Below are 16306 nucleotides of genomic sequence, written 5' to 3' on the forward strand. Positions count from 1 at the left end.
AAGACGTCAGCCACTGGCGTGTTTCTCGGGAGTGTGGCGATGAGTGGCTCGAAAGAGGCGCTCAAGGAGATGAGCGAAAGCGGTAACGAACAGGTGCAGGGACTCTATGCCCACGCCTGCCGGTTCCAGGAGCAAGGACGCCTGGAGGAGGCGGAAAAACTCTTCCGTTTCCTGTGTATCTACGACTTCTACAACAGCCATTACTGGATGGGGTTGGCGGCGGTCTATCAGGTCTCGGGGCACTATCGCAAGGCCATCGAACTCTATGCGGTGGCGTTTGCCCAGGGCCGGGACGACTACCGGCCGATGTTCTATACCGGCGAGTGCCAGCTGGCGCTCGGGGCGCACGCCAAGGCCAGGGACTGTTTTGAATATGTGCTTGAGCAGGCGGCTCACGGCGAGCTGTCTCGGCGCTCGCGGGCCTATCTCGAGGATTTGAACGCGGGTGCCATTCAGTGAGATCCGGGCAGGGTATTCGGAAAATGAAAATATGAGTTACCTGGATCCGGGAGGGTGTGACTATTTTATCGAGCAGCAGGTGATGGTGTTGCTGGCCGAGCATTTTTCAGTGTCGCGCAGAAAGATCCGCTTCGAGTCGAGAATGCTGGAAGACCTGGGTATCGACGAGGCGGATCTTGCCGAGCTGGTGGGGCGGTTCAATGCGGCGTTCGGTATCGAGCTGTCGGTCGCTGAGGCTGTTCGCTGGCGTACCGTGGCGGATATGTGCCGCTGTGTAGGAAACGCCCGTGGAGCGCGCGGGGAGCGGCGAAATCTCCTGCTTTGAGGCGCAGTGTGCGTGGGCGAATTGCGCTAAGACCTGTAGGTTTTATCGAGTCTTAAGCCTTGCTGAATATTCCTTTTTTATGCGGGAAATGTCCTACCGACATGGCTCTGTGTGAATTCCTATAGTCGTTGCGTTCCTCGTGAGTAAGCCCTTTTCCCGGGTTTATTTTTGAATGGTCGTACATCTCTATAGAGGATTGCGTCGAGGTTATGGACAGCGCCACTGGAAAGGCTCCGAGACATGCCTTCGTCTTTGGTCAATGGATATTGCAAAGCGACGGAAACCTGGTGACCCGCGGCCGGGACATTCATCTGCCGCCCAAGGAGTTGCAGGTGCTGCGCCTGTTGCTGGGTTCAGCTGGAAGGCTGGTGACCAAGGATCATTTGCTCGACAGTGTCTGGCCAGGCATGGACGCTGCCGAGGAGTCGCTGACACGCTGTATCTATGTGCTGCGCAAATTGCTGGAGGAGAGCAAGAGTTACATTGTCACTGTCTACGGAAGGGGCTATCGCTTCACCGCGCCGGTCATGCCATTGGTGCCCGGTCTGATTGAGCCGGTGGAGCGGATGGCCGCCTGTTCCGAGCCCTGGGATGCGTTGCAGTTGGCCGATACCTGGCTGGCGTTGTCGATGTTGGGGTTGTGTGACCGGGGCGCGGGTGTCGAGCAGGCGCGTGCGGCGGTGGCCCGGGTCCTTGAGCTGGAGGCCGGCAATCACCAGGCCCTGGCCCGCCTGGCCCTAGTGACCAGCCTGCAGGGCTGCGGCGATGCGACACGCGTGCCGCCTTGCCGGTGATCCGCGGTGGTGGTGCGCCTATGGTTTTTGCCGGGGCCCGGCTATAATCGCCGCCCACTATCGCCGCCATCCGAGTCAAGCCCGCCCATGTATAACCTGGCCCGCCAGCTGTTGTTCAAGTTTTCTCCGGAAGTCTCCCACGACCTGTCTCTGGATCTGATCGGCGCGGGCGGCCGCCTGGGGCTTAACGGCCTGTTGTGCAAAGCCCCGGCGTCGAGCCCGGTGACGGTCATGGGGCTGGACTTTCCCAACCCGGTGGGCTTGGCCGCGGGCCTGGACAAGAACGGCGCAGCCATCGACGGCTTTGCCCAGTTGGGCTTCGGCTTCGTCGAAATCGGTACGGTGACGCCACGGCCGCAGCCGGGCAATCCGAAACCACGGATCTTCCGCCTGCCGCAAGCCGAGGCGATCATCAATCGCATGGGCTTCAACAACCTGGGGGTGGACAACCTGGTGTCCCGGGTCCGCGCCGCTCGCTACACGGGCATCCTGGGCATCAATATCGGCAAGAACTTCGACACGCCGGTGGAGCGCGCCGTCGATGACTACCTGATCTGCCTGGACAAGGTCTATGCCCATGCCAGCTATGTGACGGTCAACGTCAGTTCGCCGAACACCCCGGGCCTGCGCAGCCTGCAATTTGGCGATTCGCTCAAGCAACTGCTCGAGGCCCTGCGCGCACGTCAGGCACAGTTGGCGCAGCAGCATGGCAAGTACGTACCCCTGGCCATCAAGATCGCCCCGGACATGACCGACGAAGAGACCGTGCTGGTGGCCCAGGCGCTGCTGGAGTCGGGCATGGATGCGGTGATCGCTACCAACACCACCCTGAGCCGTGTCGGTGTCGAGGGCCTGGTCCATGGCGACGAGGCCGGCGGCCTGTCCGGCGCGCCGGTGCGCGAGAAGAGCACCCATACCGTCAAGGTACTGGCCGCCGAACTGGCCGGGCGTTTGCCGATCATCGCCGCCGGCGGTATCACCGAGGGCCAGCACGCGGCCGAGAAGATCGCGGCCGGGGCGAGCCTGGTGCAGGTGTATTCGGGGTTCATCTACAAGGGGCCGGCGCTGATTCGCGAGTCGGTGGATGCCATCGCCGCGTTACGCCGCTGAAATAAAAAGGGGCTCCGTCAAGGAGCCCCCTGGGCCGAAGCCCGCCGCCCGGATGGGGCGCGCATGGTAAGTCGTGTGTTGCTCGGATTGTAGTGTCGGAATGTGCCCTGATCAGCCGACAGCGTGAAGTTCGTTGAGTCTGTGGATCCCCGCAGTGCCGGTCATACCGTCCCAGTTGTCGCCGCGTCCTTCTCGCCAGCCGTTGATCCAGGCTTGGCGTACCGACGGTAGAGTAAAGGGGCAAAGCTCGCGGGATTTGCCATGAACGCCGTATTGATATCCGCGTAAAAATGCTCTTTCCAACGGATCACGCTTAAGTCTTCTCATAGGGTGTTGCCCTCACTGGTTGACTGTTATATCTCCCGTCGACCTCTCGTCGAGGCCGGGCAGAATGCATCTGCCATGGTGCTCGCTGCCGGCGTGGCGAGCTCCGCTCCGCTCCGAACACGCCAGGGCGGTTTCGTGGTGCAGAGCGGTGTGTTGACGCCATTGCGACGTCAACCTGTAGTGAGTTCTAACCAATGCACAGGGGCGTGTGAATGATCGTTTTGTCATAAGGACGTAACGATAATAGTGTTAAGGCCATAAGATAGGCTGGCGGTTTGCTCGGTCGCTGGGAGAAAACCCAGCTATCATCAGCCTTTAGGTGAATGATGAGTTTCATTCTCTACTGCGATTACTGACCTGTTCTGGTCGGGTATTATTCGACGAAGGGTCGCGATGTGACTTTTTGTTACGGAAGTATCTTGTTACGAAGGTGTCTTGTGACGAGAGTATTGAGCTGCCCAGGCCTCTAAGGTTCTTTCAATCCCTGGATTGGCGGATCTGTCTGGGTGGACAGGCGCAATGGTGCGCCACACGAGCGCTCTTCGAGAAAAGCGCTTGATCGAAACCGAGCGGGCGATGCGTTTGCCCGTTCCCTGATGGCTTGAAGCCCTGGAATTCCCATGTCGGATCGTTACGAACTCTTCCTCACTTGCCCCAAGGGCCTTGAAGGCCTGCTCATTGAGGAAGCCGTCGGGCTTGGCCTTGAGGAGGCGCGCGAGCACACCTCGGCCATTCGCGGCTCGGCCGATATGGAGACCGCTTATCGCCTGTGTCTCTGGTCGCGCTTGGCCAACCGCGTGCTGCTGGTGCTCAAGCGTTTCCCCATGAAGGACGCCGAGGACCTGTACCAGGGCGTGCTGGACGTCGACTGGCAGGATCATATGGTCGCCGACGGGACCCTGGCCGTGGAGTTCAGCGGCCATGGTTCGGGCATCGACAACACCCATTTCGGGGCCTTGAAGGTCAAGGATGCGATTGTCGACAAATTGCGCACCCCGACCGGCGAGCGTCCGTCCATCGACAAGATCAGCCCGGACCTGCGCATTCACCTGCGCCTGGACCGTGGCGAAGCGATCCTCTCCCTTGACCTGTCCGGCCACAGCCTGCACCAGCGCGGCTATCGCCTGCAGCAGGGCGCCGCGCCGCTGAAGGAAAACCTCGCGGCGGCGATCCTGATCCGCGCCGGCTGGCCACGTATTGCCGCCGAGGGCGGGGCCCTGGCCGACCCGATGTGCGGTGTCGGGACCTTCCTGGTGGAGGCGGGGATGATCGCCGCCGACATGGCGCCCAACCTCAACCGTGTGCACTGGGGGTTCGACGCCTGGCTCGGTCATGTGCCGGCGCTGTGGAAGAAGCTCCATCAGGAAGCCAGTGCACGTGCCGAAGCCGGCCTGGCGCGGCCGCCGCTGTGGATTCGCGGCTATGAAGCCGATCCGCGGCTGATCCAGCCCGCGCGCAACAACATCGAGCGGGCGGGCTTGAGCGAATGGATCAAGGTCTACCAGGGCGAAGTGGCCACCTTCGAGCCGCGCCCGGACCAGAACCAGAAAGGCCTGGTGATCTGCAACCCCCCCTACGGCGAACGCCTGGGTGATGAAGCCAGCCTGCTCTACCTCTACCAGAACCTCGGCGAACGCCTGCGCCAGTCCTGCCTGAACTGGGAGGCGGCGGTGTTCACCGGCGCCCCGGACCTGGGCAAGCGCATGGGCATTCGCAGCCACAAACAGTACTCGTTCTGGAACGGTGCCTTGCCGTGCAAGCTGCTGTTGATCAAGGTGCTGCCGGATCAGTTCGTCACCGGCGAGCGGCGCACACCGGAACAGCGCCAGCTCGAGCGCGAACAGGCCGAGGCACAGGCACAGGCGCAGGCGGTGGCCGAGGCGCCGAAATTCAACAAGAACGGTAATCCGATCAAGCCGGCGCCGATTCCCGCGCCGGTGGTCGAGCAGGCACGCCTGAGCGAAGGCGGGCAGATGTTCGCCAACCGTCTGCAGAAAAACCTCAAGCAGTTGGGCAAGTGGGCCCGGCGCGAAGGGGTCGACTGCTATCGGGTGTATGACGCCGATATGCCGGAGTACTCGCTGGCCATCGACCTCTACCACGACTGGGTGCACGTGCAGGAGTACGCCGCGCCCAAGTCCATCGACCCGGAAAAGGCCCAGGCCCGGCTGTTCGATGCCCTGGCGGCGATTCCCCAGGCGTTGAACGTCGACAAGAGCCGCGTGATCATCAAGCGCCGCGAGCGCCAGAGCGGTACCAAGCAATACGAGCGCCAGAGCGCCCAGGGGCAGTTCACCGAGGTCAGCGAAGGCGGCGTGAAGTTGTTGGTCAACCTGACCGATTACCTCGACACCGGTCTGTTTCTCGACCACCGGCCGATGCGCCTGCGGATCCAGAAAGAGGCGGCCGGCAAGCGCTTCCTCAACCTGTTCTGCTACACCGCGACCGCCAGCGTGCATGCGGCCAAGGGCGGTGCGCGCACCACCACCAGCGTCGACCTGTCGAAGACCTACCTGGATTGGGCGCGGCGCAACCTGTCGCTCAATGGCTTCTCCGACAAGAACCGCCTGGAGCAGGGCGATGTGATGGCCTGGCTGGAGACCTGTCGCGACGAGTTCGACCTGATCTTCATCGACCCGCCGACCTTCTCCAACTCCAAGCGCATGGAGGGCGTGTTCGACGTCCAGCGTGACCATGTGCAGTTGCTGGACCTGGCCGTGGCCCGCCTGGCACCTGGCGGCGTGCTGTATTTCTCCAACAACTTCCGCAAGTTCCAGCTCGATGAGCACCTGGCGACACGCTATGCGGTGGAGGAAATCAGCGCCCAGACCCTGGACCCGGATTTTGCCCGCAACAGCAAGATCCACCGCGCCTGGAAAATCAGCGCCCGCTGATCAGCAAGGATCCGGGGCCCTGATTTCCAGGGCCCTGGTCATTCGTCCGAGCCGGCCACGCTGGGTTGGCGATACAAGTCCAGCAAGACCTGATCCAGCACCGACGAAGCGCCCCATGGCTTGGGATCGTTGAGGATCGCCACCACCGCCCAGGTCGTGCCGTTGTCGTCGCGGCTGAAGCCGGCGATGGCGCGCACGGTGTTCAGGGTCCCGGTCTTGATATGCGCCTCTCCGCGCATGGCCGTCTGCTTCAGGCGTTTGCGCATGGTCCCGTCGGTGCCGACGATCGGCAGCGAACTGATGAACTCCGCGGCATAGGGGCTCTTCCAGGCCGATTGCAGCATGCTCGCCATTTCCCGCGCGCTGACCCGCTCGTCGCGGGACAGGCCGGAGCCGTTTTCCATCACCAGGTGCGGCGCGATGATGCCTTTTTTCGCCAACCATTGGCGGACCACCCGTTGCGCCGCCTTGGCGTCGTCGCCGTCGGCATCGTTGCGATACTGCGCGCCCAGGCTCAGGAACAGTTGCTGGGCCATGGTGTTGTTACTGTATTTGTTGATGTCGCGGATGATTTCCGTCAGGTCCGGCGAGAAGGCCCGGGCCAGCAGCCGGGCGCTCTTGGGCACCACGTCGGAACGATCCTTGCCATGAATGCTGCCACCCAGCTCCTGCCAGATGGCGCGCACGGCACCGGCGGCGTAGGTCGGGTGGTCGAGCAGCGACAGGTAGGTCTGGGAGCTGCAGCCTTCGGCCAGTTGGCCGCTGACGGTGACCACGGTCGAGCCATCGTCCTGGGCCACCGGGTTGTAGCGAACGTCGCCGGCGCACTGCTTGGCATTGACCACCTTGACCTGGTTGTCGATACGGATACTGGCAATCGGCGGCTCCACCGAGACCAGCACCTTGCCCGAGTCGTTGCGCGCGACGAAGCGCAGGGCCTTGAGGTTGACCATCAGCGCGTCGGGCTTGACCAGGAACGGCTTGTTCTCGTCGTTGCCGTCGTCGTTGAACTCCGGCAACTGCGGCTGGACGAAGAAGCTGCGGTCCAGGACCAGGTCGCCGGTCACCTGGTTCACGCCGTTGGCCCGCAGGTCACGCATCAGCAGCCAGAGCTTTTCCATGTTCAGCTTCGGGTCGCCGCCGCCCTTGAGGTAGAGGTTGCCCTGCAGGACACCGTTGCTCAGGGTGCCGTCGGTGTAGAACTCGGTCTTCCACTGGTGGTTGGGGCCGAGCATTTCCAGGGCGGCGTAGGTGGTGATCAGTTTCATGGTCGAGGCCGGGTTCACCGAAGCGTCGCCATTGACGATGGTGGGCGTGCCGGGGCCGTCGAGCGGCAGCATCACCACGGACAGGGCATCGTTTTGCAGCTTGCTGGCCCTGAGGGCCTGCTGGACTTTGGGCGAGAGGCTGTTGTTGACGGGCGCTGCATGGGCGGGGAGGGTCAGGGGAAGAAAGAGGCTGGCGAGCAGCAGCGGACGCAAAGATTTGATCATGGGAAGTAAACCCTACCGTCGAGGGGAAAATACGAGGGCATGTGGACAAAAATCCCTCAATGGTCGTGAAAGTGTCGGCATTATGCCCCAAGGCCGGAGGACTTGGGCCTTGGGCCGAGTCGGTATCGCTGATTTTTTTCCGCGGATCGACGAGGTGTCGCCACAGAGCCGGGCAATTGCAGCTTTAAACTGATAAAGTGCCGCCCGTTATTACTTTTGAGGATTGTTTCATGGCGACCAACCGTTCCCAGCGTCTGCGCAAAAAACTGTGCGTCGATGAATTTCAGGAGTTGGGTTTCGAGCTGAACCTGGATTTCAAAGAAGACCTGAGTGAAGAGGCTATCGACGCTTTCCTCGACGCATTCCTGAAAGAAGCGATGGAAGCCAACGGCCTGGGCTATGTCGGCGGCGACGACTACGGTCTGGTCTGCCTGCAGAAGCGTGGCTCGGTCAGCGCTGAGCAACGCGCCAGCGTTGAAACCTGGCTCAAGGCACGCAGCGAACTGACCTCCGTTGAAGTCAGCCCGCTGATCGACGTCTGGTACCCGGAAAAGCCGATCAATCCGGTCGCCTGATTTCCCGGTAAGCGCATAAAAAACGGACAAGCCTGGCTTGTCCGTTTTTTTATGTCCGCGATTCCCTCAATCGTAGACAGCTTTCTTCTTCCAGTCGGCCTCGACTTCCTTCAGGCCCTGGGTCAGTTCGTTGACATCTTCCTCGGTCGGCTCGATGTTGGTGAGCACCATGGAGTTGGCGCGGGCCAGCAGCTTCTCCATGAAGATCAGCTGTTCGCTGTACATCGCCGGCTCCGGTTGCTTGCGCAGGTATTGCACCCCACGTTCGAAGGCCAGGCGCGCCTGCCCCGGTTGTTCCTGTTGCAGGGCATGCTGGCCGAGGTTGTTGAAGAATTCGACATGCAGCAACACCAGGATATGCCGCACTTCGCGGATCCAGTGCTTGGCCTCGCCGGCGGGAAGGAAACCGTCCTGGGCTGCACGAGTGATCTGGTTGTGCAGGGCTTCCAGCAGGAAGCGCACATCCTTGGCCTTGGCTTCGGTCTGGATCGGTCCGGGCGGGTTGTTGACCGGGATCGACTCCCCCTGGGCGACCAGGCCCGTCAGCTCGGCCACTCGGGTCTTGAGCTTGGGGTTGGACTTTTCCATGTTCGACAGCCGCTGGGTCACGTTGAGTTCCAGGCGTGCCAGCAGCAGCTTGAGTGCCGGACTCATGAACTGACCGGGGAACGTCTCGGTGATTTCGCCGCAGCGGCGCAGGCGGTCATTGAGTTCGACCTTGAGTCGGGCCTTCTCCAGCTTCCTGTTCTCCGCCATATGATTGAGGAAGCCGATGGCGATCAGGAGAAAGATCCCGGCTGCGACCAGCAGGGCGATCATGAGTGGTGTCACCGTTAAGACCTCTTCAAGGTGTAATGCTAACGAGTGTAGTGGCTTGGCGTTCCCGCCGATAGCGTTGAGCGACGCGTTGCAGGGCGTCAGGGATAGAGCACATCGCCACTATGTTCCCGAGGTGAACTATAGCCTCTTGTCGAGCGCCAGAATATAGGCGCCAAGGGGCAGACGCGAGAACACCGGCAAAAGGCCCGGAAAGGGGGGCGAAGTCATTGATTTAAATAAATTTATCCTTGGGGGTTGACGACCCTTCGATCCATCCATAGAATGCGCGCCACTTGCAGCGTAAAGCACACAGCGAAGCGCAGCAGGGAGTGAATGTTGTAGTGTGTCCCCTTCGTCTAGTGGCCTAGGACACCGCCCTTTCACGGCGGTAACAGGGGTTCGAGTCCCCTAGGGGACGCCAATGCGGGAATAGCTCAGTTGGTAGAGCACGACCTTGCCAAGGTCGGGGTCGCGAGTTCGAGTCTCGTTTCCCGCTCCAATTTTAAACAGCACTGCTTTCGGGCGGGGCTGAGTGAAACCAGAACCGACATCTTCGGATGCGGGTTTGGGCACTGGAATACACACCATGTGTTTCAGTTAGCGTGTCCCCTTCGTCTAGTGGCCTAGGACACCGCCCTTTCACGGCGGTAACAGGGGTTCGAGTCCCCTAGGGGACGCCATTTGCGGGAATAGCTCAGTTGGTAGAGCACGACCTTGCCAAGGTCGGGGTCGCGAGTTCGAGTCTCGTTTCCCGCTCCATATTTAACGAAAACGCCGCTCAGTGATGAGCGGCGTTTTTGTTTGTGCGTGATTTGGCCGTTGCTGTTCGACTTCGTGGCGGATCAAGGCAGTGGACCCGCCAGAGGGGCGGGTCCTGAACGGGATCAGAGCTTCGGCAGCTGCCCGATGCGCCCCATCATCTCGGTCACGATCTGCAGGTCCAGCAGGAACTGGTCGACAGTCTTGAACTCGTTGTCGGTGTGACCGGTGTACTTGACCTCGGGTCTGGCCAGGCCGAACTGCACGCCATTGGGCAGATCATGGACCGAGGTGGCACCGGCGGAGGTGCCGAACTTGTGTTCCATGCCCAGGTTCTCGCTGGCCACGCTCAGCAGCGCCTTGACCCATTCACCCTCGGGGTTGCGGTACATCGGCTCGGCGATCGAGTAATCGAAGGCTGGCGCAATGTGGGTCTTTTGGCTCCAGGCGCCCAGCTTGTCGGCGATTTCGCTCTTCAGCACTTGCGGGGACTTGCCCTTCGGTACCCGCAGGTTGACGGCGAGCTTGAAGGCTTTTTCATCCATCCCGACATAGGTCAGGGACGCCGTCAGGGGGCCCATGAAGGCATCGGAAAAGCCCACGCCCAATTTGTCACCCAGGTAGTCCAGGCCCCAGTTGTCGGCGGCGTAGCGAGCGGCGTCGGTGATGGGGTTGTGCTTGAGCGCGATCTTGCCGTCCAGGCTGTTGATGAAATCCAGCATCCTGGCCACCGGGTTGACGCCTGATTCTGGCTCGGAGGAGTGGGCGGAGACGCCGGTGACCGTGAGCTTGACCTCCTTGCCGACGACCTTGGCGGTGATGTCGAAGTTGCCGCCATTGCGCTTGGCATAATCAGTACCGGCTTTCTGCAGGCTGGCGGCCAGTTCGGCAGGCTTGTCACCCACCAGGGTGGCGACCGACGTCGACGGAATCTGGTTGGTGGCCATGCCCCCGGTCATCGCGGTGATTTCCGCACCCTTGCCCTCGGCCTTGCGTCGGGCAAAGTTGGCCATGACGGTGCCGTAGCCTTTCTCGGCAATCACCACCGGGTAGCCGCCATCCAGCGCCAGGTTGTAGTTGGGGACCGGGTTGTGTTCGAAGTAATAGGGAATGGCGTCGCCGCTGGTCTCCTCGGTGGTGTCCACCAGCAGTTTGAAATTCCGGGCCAGCGGCAGTTTTTCTTCCTTGATGATCTTCATGGCGTAGAGCGCCACCACGATGCCGTTCTTGTCATCCTCGGTGCCCCGGCCGTACATGCGGTCACCGATCAGGGTGACCTTGAACGGATCGAGGCGGGTGCCGTCCTTCAGCACCCAGTTCTCTGGCGTCACCGGCACCACATCGGCATGGGCGTGAATGCCCACCACTTCATCGCCACTGCCTTCCAGGGAGATTTCATAGACGCGGTTGTCGACGTTGCGAAAGTTCAGGTTGAAGGACTGGGCCAGGCCCTTGAGTTTGTCGGCGATCTTGATGAATTCGGGGTTCTCGTGCTGGGCAACGCCGTCCACGCGGAAGGTCGGGATGGCCACCAGCTCACGCAGGCTCTCGGTGGCAGCGTTTCCGTATTTCACCCGGGCGTAGAGGCCGAGCAGGCGATGGATCTCGTTCTGCTGTTGGGTGGAAAGGCTCTTGTTGTCGAGGAAGGCACTGATTGCCGGGCCGAGGTCGTCGCTCTTGGCGAGGTCGCTCTTGGCCAGGCGTTCGAGGAACTGCCTGAAATCCGTTACGGCGGCGTTACTGAAGGCACCTAGGATGGCCGCGCTCTGTTGCGGGGTGACGTTGGCGTCTGCGGGTGTGGCGAATGACGAAAGGCTGGCCAGCATCAGGGTGGTGGTGGCCAGGTGTTTGAGTGGGAAATTCATTGCGGAGAGCATTCCTTTGCAGGTGGTTTGTGAGAAATATCTGATCGATAGGACAGATATTTTTCCAAACTAACACCATAAGGCCGCGGTACGGGAGTCCTTGAACTGGGATTTTTCCCAGGGAAATGCAAACCACCTTGGATCTTTTTCCTCTTGGGGGAGGGCGTCGGTGGGGTGCTTATAAAGACAGCATCAGGCGCCCGGCAAACAGAATCAGCACCACGCCCATGGTGCGTTCGAACCAGTGGCCCATCTGCAGAAACGCCTGGCGTACCCGCTCGCTGGAAAACAGCAGGCTGACCAGGATGAACCACAGTGCATTGACACTGCACATCCATAGCCCATACAGCGCCTGGATCTTCAGTGGGGTCGAGGCGCTGACCACCGTGGTGAAGATCGCCAGGAAGAACAGGGTGGCCTTGGGGTTGGTGGCATTGGTCAGGAAGCCGACCATAAAGGCCTTGGTCAGGCTCTGCTGCTGGAGTTCGCCGGCGGCTTGGCCGAAATCAGCGCGTGCTGCCTGGGCTTTGCTGCGCAGCAGGTTGATACCCAGGTAGAGGATGTAGCCGCCGCCGATCACCTTGGCGACGTTCAGCAGCCAGGGCGCGCTGTGCATCAGAGCGCCGACGCCAAGCAGGGTGTAGAGCACGTGCACCGAAATTCCGGCGCCGATGCCAAGGGCGGTGATCACGCCGATCAACCGGCCGAAGCGTACGCTCTGGCGGATGGTGACCGCGAAATCCGGGCCGGGGGCGACCACGGCGAGAAAGTGGATGCTTGCCAGGGCGATGAATTCGTTCAGGTATTGAGAGTGCATGGCGGTTCCAGAGGTGAATGATCGGATTCAGGTTCGGATCAGGTGGGTGTCGCCAGTATAAAAAGGCTGCTGGCATGTGATAATCCGATCAAATCTCAATGGACCTGTGCGTCATGAGCATAAATCTACCCCTGGCCTTGCTGAGCGAAATGGCGATTTTCGTCAAGGTGGTCGAGACCGGCAGCTTCTCGGAAGCCGCGCGCCAGCTCGGTTCATCGCCTTCGGCGGTGAGCCGGTCGATTTCTCGCTTGGAGAAGGCCCTGGCGACCCGGTTGCTGCAGCGCACCACGCGTAAATTGCGCCTGAGCGACAGCGGCGAGGAGACCTTCAAGCGTTGCCGGGAGATGGTCAACGCGGCCCGTTCGGTGATGGAGATCAGCGGTCAGTACACCCACGAGGCCCAGGGGTTGGTGCGGGTGAGCGTGCCGAAGGCGGTGGGGCGTTTTGTGGTACATCCGCATATGCCGGGATTTCTCCGGCTTTATCCGCAGGTGGATGTGCAGATGATTCTCGAAGACCGACCCGTGGACCTGATCGAGGACAATGTCGACCTGATCCTGCGCATTACCGACCATCCGCCGGTCGGGCTGGTGGGGCGCCAGTTGATGCCCATCGAGCATCTGCTTTGCGCGACGCCGCAGTACCTGGCCGAACACGGCACACCGCAGCATCCCCATGACCTGCTGGAGCACAGTTGCATCTATGTGGGGGACACGCCCAACGACGCGCGCTGGAAGTTCAGGCAGGGCGGCAAGTCGGTGACCGTCGGGGTGCGCGGGCGCTATGCGGCCAATCACACGGGGGTGAGGCTGGATGCGGTGCTACAGCATATCGGCATTGGCAGCCTGCCGTATTTCACGGCGCGGCAGGCCCTGGAGCAGGGCTTGATTGTCCAGGTGTTGCCGGCCTGGACGTTCCTGGCTTCCTATCATGGCGGCCTTTGGCTGCTGTATACGCCGACGCCCTACCTGTCGCCGAAGCTGCGGGTGTTCATCGACTACCTGGTGGAGCGCCTGGCCCGGGAGCCGACGTTGCGCAAGGCGCTGTAGGCACCCGGCCTGATGGAGCGGCTTGGATCAGTGCTTGCTGTCCTGGGCCGAGAGCGCCAGCAACTGCTTTTCCTGGTTCCAGTCGAACGGCTCGTCGTTCTGTTCGGCTTCATAGCGGCGTTCTTCCAGCGCCTGGTACAGGTCCAGTTCCTCATCCGGCATGTAATGCAGGCAGTCGCCGCCAAAGAACCACAGCAGGTCGCGTGGTACCAGGTGGGCAATTTGCGGATAACGCTGGATCACCTGGCACAGCAGGTCTTGTCCCAGGTACTGGCTTTCGATCGGGTCGACCGGCAGTTGCGCGCGCAGTTCATCGAAACGCTCCAGGAACAGCGCGTGGCTTTCTTCGGGTACCTGCTCGGCTTCGCCGACGGCGACCAGAATACCGCGCAGGTGGTCGAGCAGGACCAGGTGATCGGCAACGATGTTGGACATGACAGAGGTCCTCAAGGGTAAAACGGGCGCGAGAGTATAAGACTCCCGGCGCCCGTTGTCGTGTCAGGCGTTTGGCCGCTAGCGAACCTTGCCCTTGCCGAGACGCAGTGCTTCCTTGCCGAAATCATCCACGTCGATGACCTTGCGCCGCGCCGCTTCCGCCTGGCGCAGGGTTTCGGCTTCGGCCGGTTGCAGTACGCCGGCCTCCAGGGCTGCGTCGATCGCCGACTCCTCGGCACGTGGCTTGACCTGGCCGCTCTTCAGCGCGATGTGCAACTTTTTCTGCAGCTCGTGGCTGGCCCCCAGCAGGTCGCAGGCCTGTTGCAGGGCACCGACCGGATCGCTCGCCGATTGCGGGCGGTAGCAACCTTCGAGCACGGCTTCCAGCGCCGGATCGCCCTTGGCCCGACCGAGCACGGCGGCGACTTCGGCATCCAGTGCGTCGTCAGGGCCGGTATGCCGGCGACCGAACGGAAACACGAGCACCCGCAGCAGGCCACCGAGCACGCGGTTCGGGAAGTTCTTCAGCAGCTCGTCCAGGGCCCGTTCCGAGTGCCCGAGGCTCTCCTCCATGGCCCAGGTGAACAGCGGTTGCAGATACTCCGGGGAATCCAGGTCGTGGTAGCGCTTGAGCGCCGCTGACGCCAGGTACAGGTGGCTGAGCACATCCCCCAGGCGTGCCGACAGCCGTTCGCGGCGTTTCAGCTCGCCGCCCAGCAGCATCATGCAGAGGTCCGCCAGCAGGGCGAAAGCCGCCGCCTGACGGTTCAGCGCGCGGAAATAGCCCTGGCTCAGGTGGTTGCCCGGCGCCGCCTCGAAGTGCCCGAGCCCGAGATTCAGGACCAGGGTGCTGGCGGCATTGCCGATGGCAAAACCGATGTGATCGAGCAACAGCTGGTCGAATTCCAGCAGCGCCTGGTCATGATCCTCGCGTGCGGCCAGGGCCATTTCCTTGAGGACGAAGGGGTGGCAGCGAATCGCGCCCTGGCCGAAGATCATCAGGTTGCGCGACAGGATGTTCGCGCCTTCCACCGTGATGAAGATCGGCGCGCCCTGCCAGTTGCGTCCCAGGTAGTTGTTCGGCCCCATGATGATGCCCTTGCCACCGTGCACGTCCATGGCGTGACCGATGCACTCGCGACCGCGCTCGGTCAGGTGGTACTTGAGAATCGCCGAGAGCACCGAGGGTTTCTCGCCCAGGTCCACGGCATTGGCCGTGAGCATCCGCGCGCTGTCCATCAGCCAGGCGTTGCCGCCGATACGGGCCAGGGCTTGCTGGATACCCTCGAAGGCGGCCAGCGGTACGTTGAACTGTTCGCGGACCTGGCTGTACTGGCCGGTCACCAGGCTGGTGAACTTGGCCGCGCCCGTGCCCACCGCCGGTAGCGAGATCGAGCGGCCCACCGACAGGCAGTTCATCAGCATCATCCAGCCCTTGCCGAGCATGTCCTGGCCGCCGATCAGGAACGACAGCGGGATGAACACGTCCTTGCCCGAGTTCGGGCCGTTCATGAAGGCCGCGCCCAGGGGCAGGTGACGCCGGCCGATCTCGACCCCCGGGGTGTCGGTGGGAATCAGCGCGAGGCTGATGCCCAGGTCTTCTTCCTCGCCCAGCAGATGGTCCGGGTCATGGGCCTTGAAGGCCAGCCCCAGCAGGGTCGCCACCGGGCCCAGGGTGATGTAGCGTTTTTCCCAGTTCAGGCGCAGACCGAGGACTTCCTCGCCTTGCCATTGGCCCTTGCAGACGACCCCGGTGTCCGGCATGGCGCCGGCGTCCGAGCCGGCCAGGGGGCCGGTCAGGGCAAAGCACGGAATATCGTCGCCGCGGGCCAGGCGCGGCAGGTAATGATTGCGCTGTTCCTCGGTACCGTAATGCAGCAGCAGTTCCGCGGGACCCAGGGAGTTGGGCACCATCACGGTGGAGGCGAGGTCGCCGCTGCGGGTCGCCAGTTTCATCGCCACCTGGGAGTGGGCATAGGCGGAAAAACCTTTGCCGCCGAACGCCTTGGGAATGATCAGGGCAAAGAAGCCGTGCTGCTTGATATGCGCCCAGGCTTCGGCCGGCAGGTCCATGTCCTGGCCGATCCGCCAGTCGCTGACCATGGCGCAGAGTTCCTCGGTCGGCCCGTCGATGAAGGCCTGCTCTTCCTCGGTCAGCTGGGCCTTGGGATAGGCCAGCAGCTTGTTCCAGTCCGGACGGCCGCTGAACAGCTCGCCGTCCCACCAGACGGTGCCTGCATCGATGGCCTCGCGCTCGGTCTCGGACATCGGCGGCAGCACCTTGCGGAACCAGGCGAGCAGCGGGGCGCTGAACAGCCTGCGGCGCAGGTCGGGCAGCAACAGCGCGGCGGCGGCGATCGCCAGCAACAGCCACAGCGCCAGCATCAGTGCGCCGTGCCCATGGCCGAGCCTGCCCATTGCGACAAGGTAGATGGCCACCATGCCGAGCAAGGGGAGCGGGGCGATTCGGCGATGGGCCAGCCAGGCGCTGCCGATCACCAGTACCAGTATCCACAACCACAGCATATTCAATCCTCCGTGAAGACCGAGCTAAAGCTTAGTCGCTATCGGGTAAACCGGGCGCG

Annotated in this window: 14 protein-coding genes and 4 tRNA genes; 11 read left to right on the top strand and 7 right to left on the bottom strand. The window is 62.1% G+C overall.

The annotated features are described in order from the left end of the window. Positions 1–39: 39 nt before the first annotated feature. The 4 genes from NUH87_RS25305 (at position 40) to NUH87_RS25320 (ending at position 2688) form a co-directional block, all read left to right on the top strand. The gene (locus NUH87_RS25305; RefSeq protein ID WP_338523128.1) at positions 40–459 is read left to right on the top strand and encodes a SycD/LcrH family type III secretion system chaperone; all 420 of its coding nucleotides are present in this window, start codon (positions 40–42) and stop codon (positions 457–459) included. A gap of 31 nt (positions 460–490) precedes the next feature. Then, positions 491–784, top strand: a complete 294-nt coding sequence (locus NUH87_RS25310; protein WP_040065441.1) for an acyl carrier protein — start codon at positions 491–493, stop codon at positions 782–784. Between the two features lie 287 nt (positions 785–1071). Continuing rightward, positions 1072–1578 (top strand): winged helix-turn-helix domain-containing protein, encoded by a 507-nt coding sequence (locus NUH87_RS25315; protein WP_338523129.1) that lies wholly within the window; start codon positions 1072–1074, stop codon positions 1576–1578. An 87-nt stretch (positions 1579–1665) separates the two neighbouring features. Then, positions 1666–2688, top strand: a complete 1023-nt coding sequence (locus tag NUH87_RS25320; protein ID WP_338523130.1) for a quinone-dependent dihydroorotate dehydrogenase — start codon at positions 1666–1668, stop codon at positions 2686–2688. 111 nt (positions 2689–2799) lie between these two features. Here the strand turns inward: NUH87_RS25320 and rmf are convergent, their stop codons facing one another. Then, the gene (gene rmf, locus NUH87_RS25325; protein ID WP_002553055.1) at positions 2800–3015 is read right to left on the bottom strand and encodes a ribosome modulation factor; all 216 of its coding nucleotides are present in this window, start codon (positions 3013–3015) and stop codon (positions 2800–2802) included. 620 nt (positions 3016–3635) lie between these two features. Between rmf and rlmKL the strand changes: the two genes are divergently transcribed. Next, the gene (rlmKL, locus tag NUH87_RS25330) at positions 3636–5909 is read left to right on the top strand and encodes a bifunctional 23S rRNA (guanine(2069)-N(7))-methyltransferase RlmK/23S rRNA (guanine(2445)-N(2))-methyltransferase RlmL (protein ID WP_338523131.1); all 2274 of its coding nucleotides are present in this window, start codon (positions 3636–3638) and stop codon (positions 5907–5909) included. A 38-nt stretch (positions 5910–5947) separates the two neighbouring features. On the opposite strand, the gene dacB is transcribed toward rlmKL, so the two are convergent. Next, complete coding sequence (gene dacB / locus NUH87_RS25335; RefSeq protein WP_338523132.1) at positions 5948–7402, bottom strand: D-alanyl-D-alanine carboxypeptidase/D-alanyl-D-alanine endopeptidase; 1455 nt, start codon at positions 7400–7402, stop codon at positions 5948–5950. 230 nt (positions 7403–7632) lie between these two features. On the opposite strand from dacB, the gene NUH87_RS25340 reads away from it, so the two are divergent. Next, complete coding sequence (locus NUH87_RS25340) at positions 7633–7977, top strand: YggL family protein (RefSeq protein ID WP_338523133.1); 345 nt, start codon at positions 7633–7635, stop codon at positions 7975–7977. Between the two features lie 66 nt (positions 7978–8043). Here the strand turns inward: NUH87_RS25340 and NUH87_RS25345 are convergent, their stop codons facing one another. Further along, entirely contained in the window at positions 8044–8796 is a 753-nt protein-coding gene (locus NUH87_RS25345; protein WP_338523134.1) for a hypothetical protein, read from the bottom strand. A gap of 345 nt (positions 8797–9141) precedes the next feature. Here NUH87_RS25345 and NUH87_RS25350 point away from each other — a divergent pair. From NUH87_RS25350 to NUH87_RS25365, 4 genes are all read left to right on the top strand, one after another. Beyond that, positions 9142–9217: transfer RNA gene (locus tag NUH87_RS25350), tRNA-Glu, on the top strand. Between the two features lie 2 nt (positions 9218–9219). Then, positions 9220–9295, top strand: a tRNA-Gly gene (locus NUH87_RS25355). Positions 9296–9400: 105 nt separating this feature from the next. Next, a tRNA-Glu gene (locus NUH87_RS25360) sits at positions 9401–9476 on the top strand. A 3-nt stretch (positions 9477–9479) separates the two neighbouring features. Beyond that, positions 9480–9555: transfer RNA gene (locus NUH87_RS25365), tRNA-Gly, on the top strand. A 125-nt stretch (positions 9556–9680) separates the two neighbouring features. On the opposite strand, the gene NUH87_RS25370 is transcribed toward NUH87_RS25365, so the two are convergent. Next, the gene (locus tag NUH87_RS25370) at positions 9681–11420 is read right to left on the bottom strand and encodes a dipeptidase (RefSeq protein ID WP_338523135.1); all 1740 of its coding nucleotides are present in this window, start codon (positions 11418–11420) and stop codon (positions 9681–9683) included. Positions 11421–11598: 178 nt separating this feature from the next. Then, on the bottom strand, positions 11599–12237 hold the full coding sequence (locus NUH87_RS25375; protein WP_338523136.1) for a LysE family translocator: 639 nt from the start codon (positions 12235–12237) through the stop codon (positions 11599–11601). A 113-nt stretch (positions 12238–12350) separates the two neighbouring features. Between NUH87_RS25375 and NUH87_RS25380 the strand changes: the two genes are divergently transcribed. Then, positions 12351–13286: a LysR family transcriptional regulator gene (locus NUH87_RS25380; RefSeq protein WP_338523137.1), complete on the top strand. Its 936-nt coding sequence runs from the start codon at positions 12351–12353 to the stop codon at positions 13284–13286. A 27-nt stretch (positions 13287–13313) separates the two neighbouring features. On the opposite strand, the gene NUH87_RS25385 is transcribed toward NUH87_RS25380, so the two are convergent. Together NUH87_RS25385 and NUH87_RS25390 are read right to left on the bottom strand one after the other, a co-directional pair. Further along, positions 13314–13721, bottom strand: a complete 408-nt coding sequence (locus NUH87_RS25385; RefSeq protein ID WP_040065430.1) for a PA2817 family protein — start codon at positions 13719–13721, stop codon at positions 13314–13316. A 78-nt stretch (positions 13722–13799) separates the two neighbouring features. After that, the gene (locus tag NUH87_RS25390; RefSeq protein WP_338523138.1) at positions 13800–16247 is read right to left on the bottom strand and encodes an acyl-CoA dehydrogenase; all 2448 of its coding nucleotides are present in this window, start codon (positions 16245–16247) and stop codon (positions 13800–13802) included. Positions 16248–16306: the final 59 nt, after the last annotated feature.

It is taken from the genome of Pseudomonas batumici, from assembly GCF_036585405.1.
GTDB classification, from domain to species: domain Bacteria; phylum Pseudomonadota; class Gammaproteobacteria; order Pseudomonadales; family Pseudomonadaceae; genus Aquipseudomonas; species Aquipseudomonas batumici.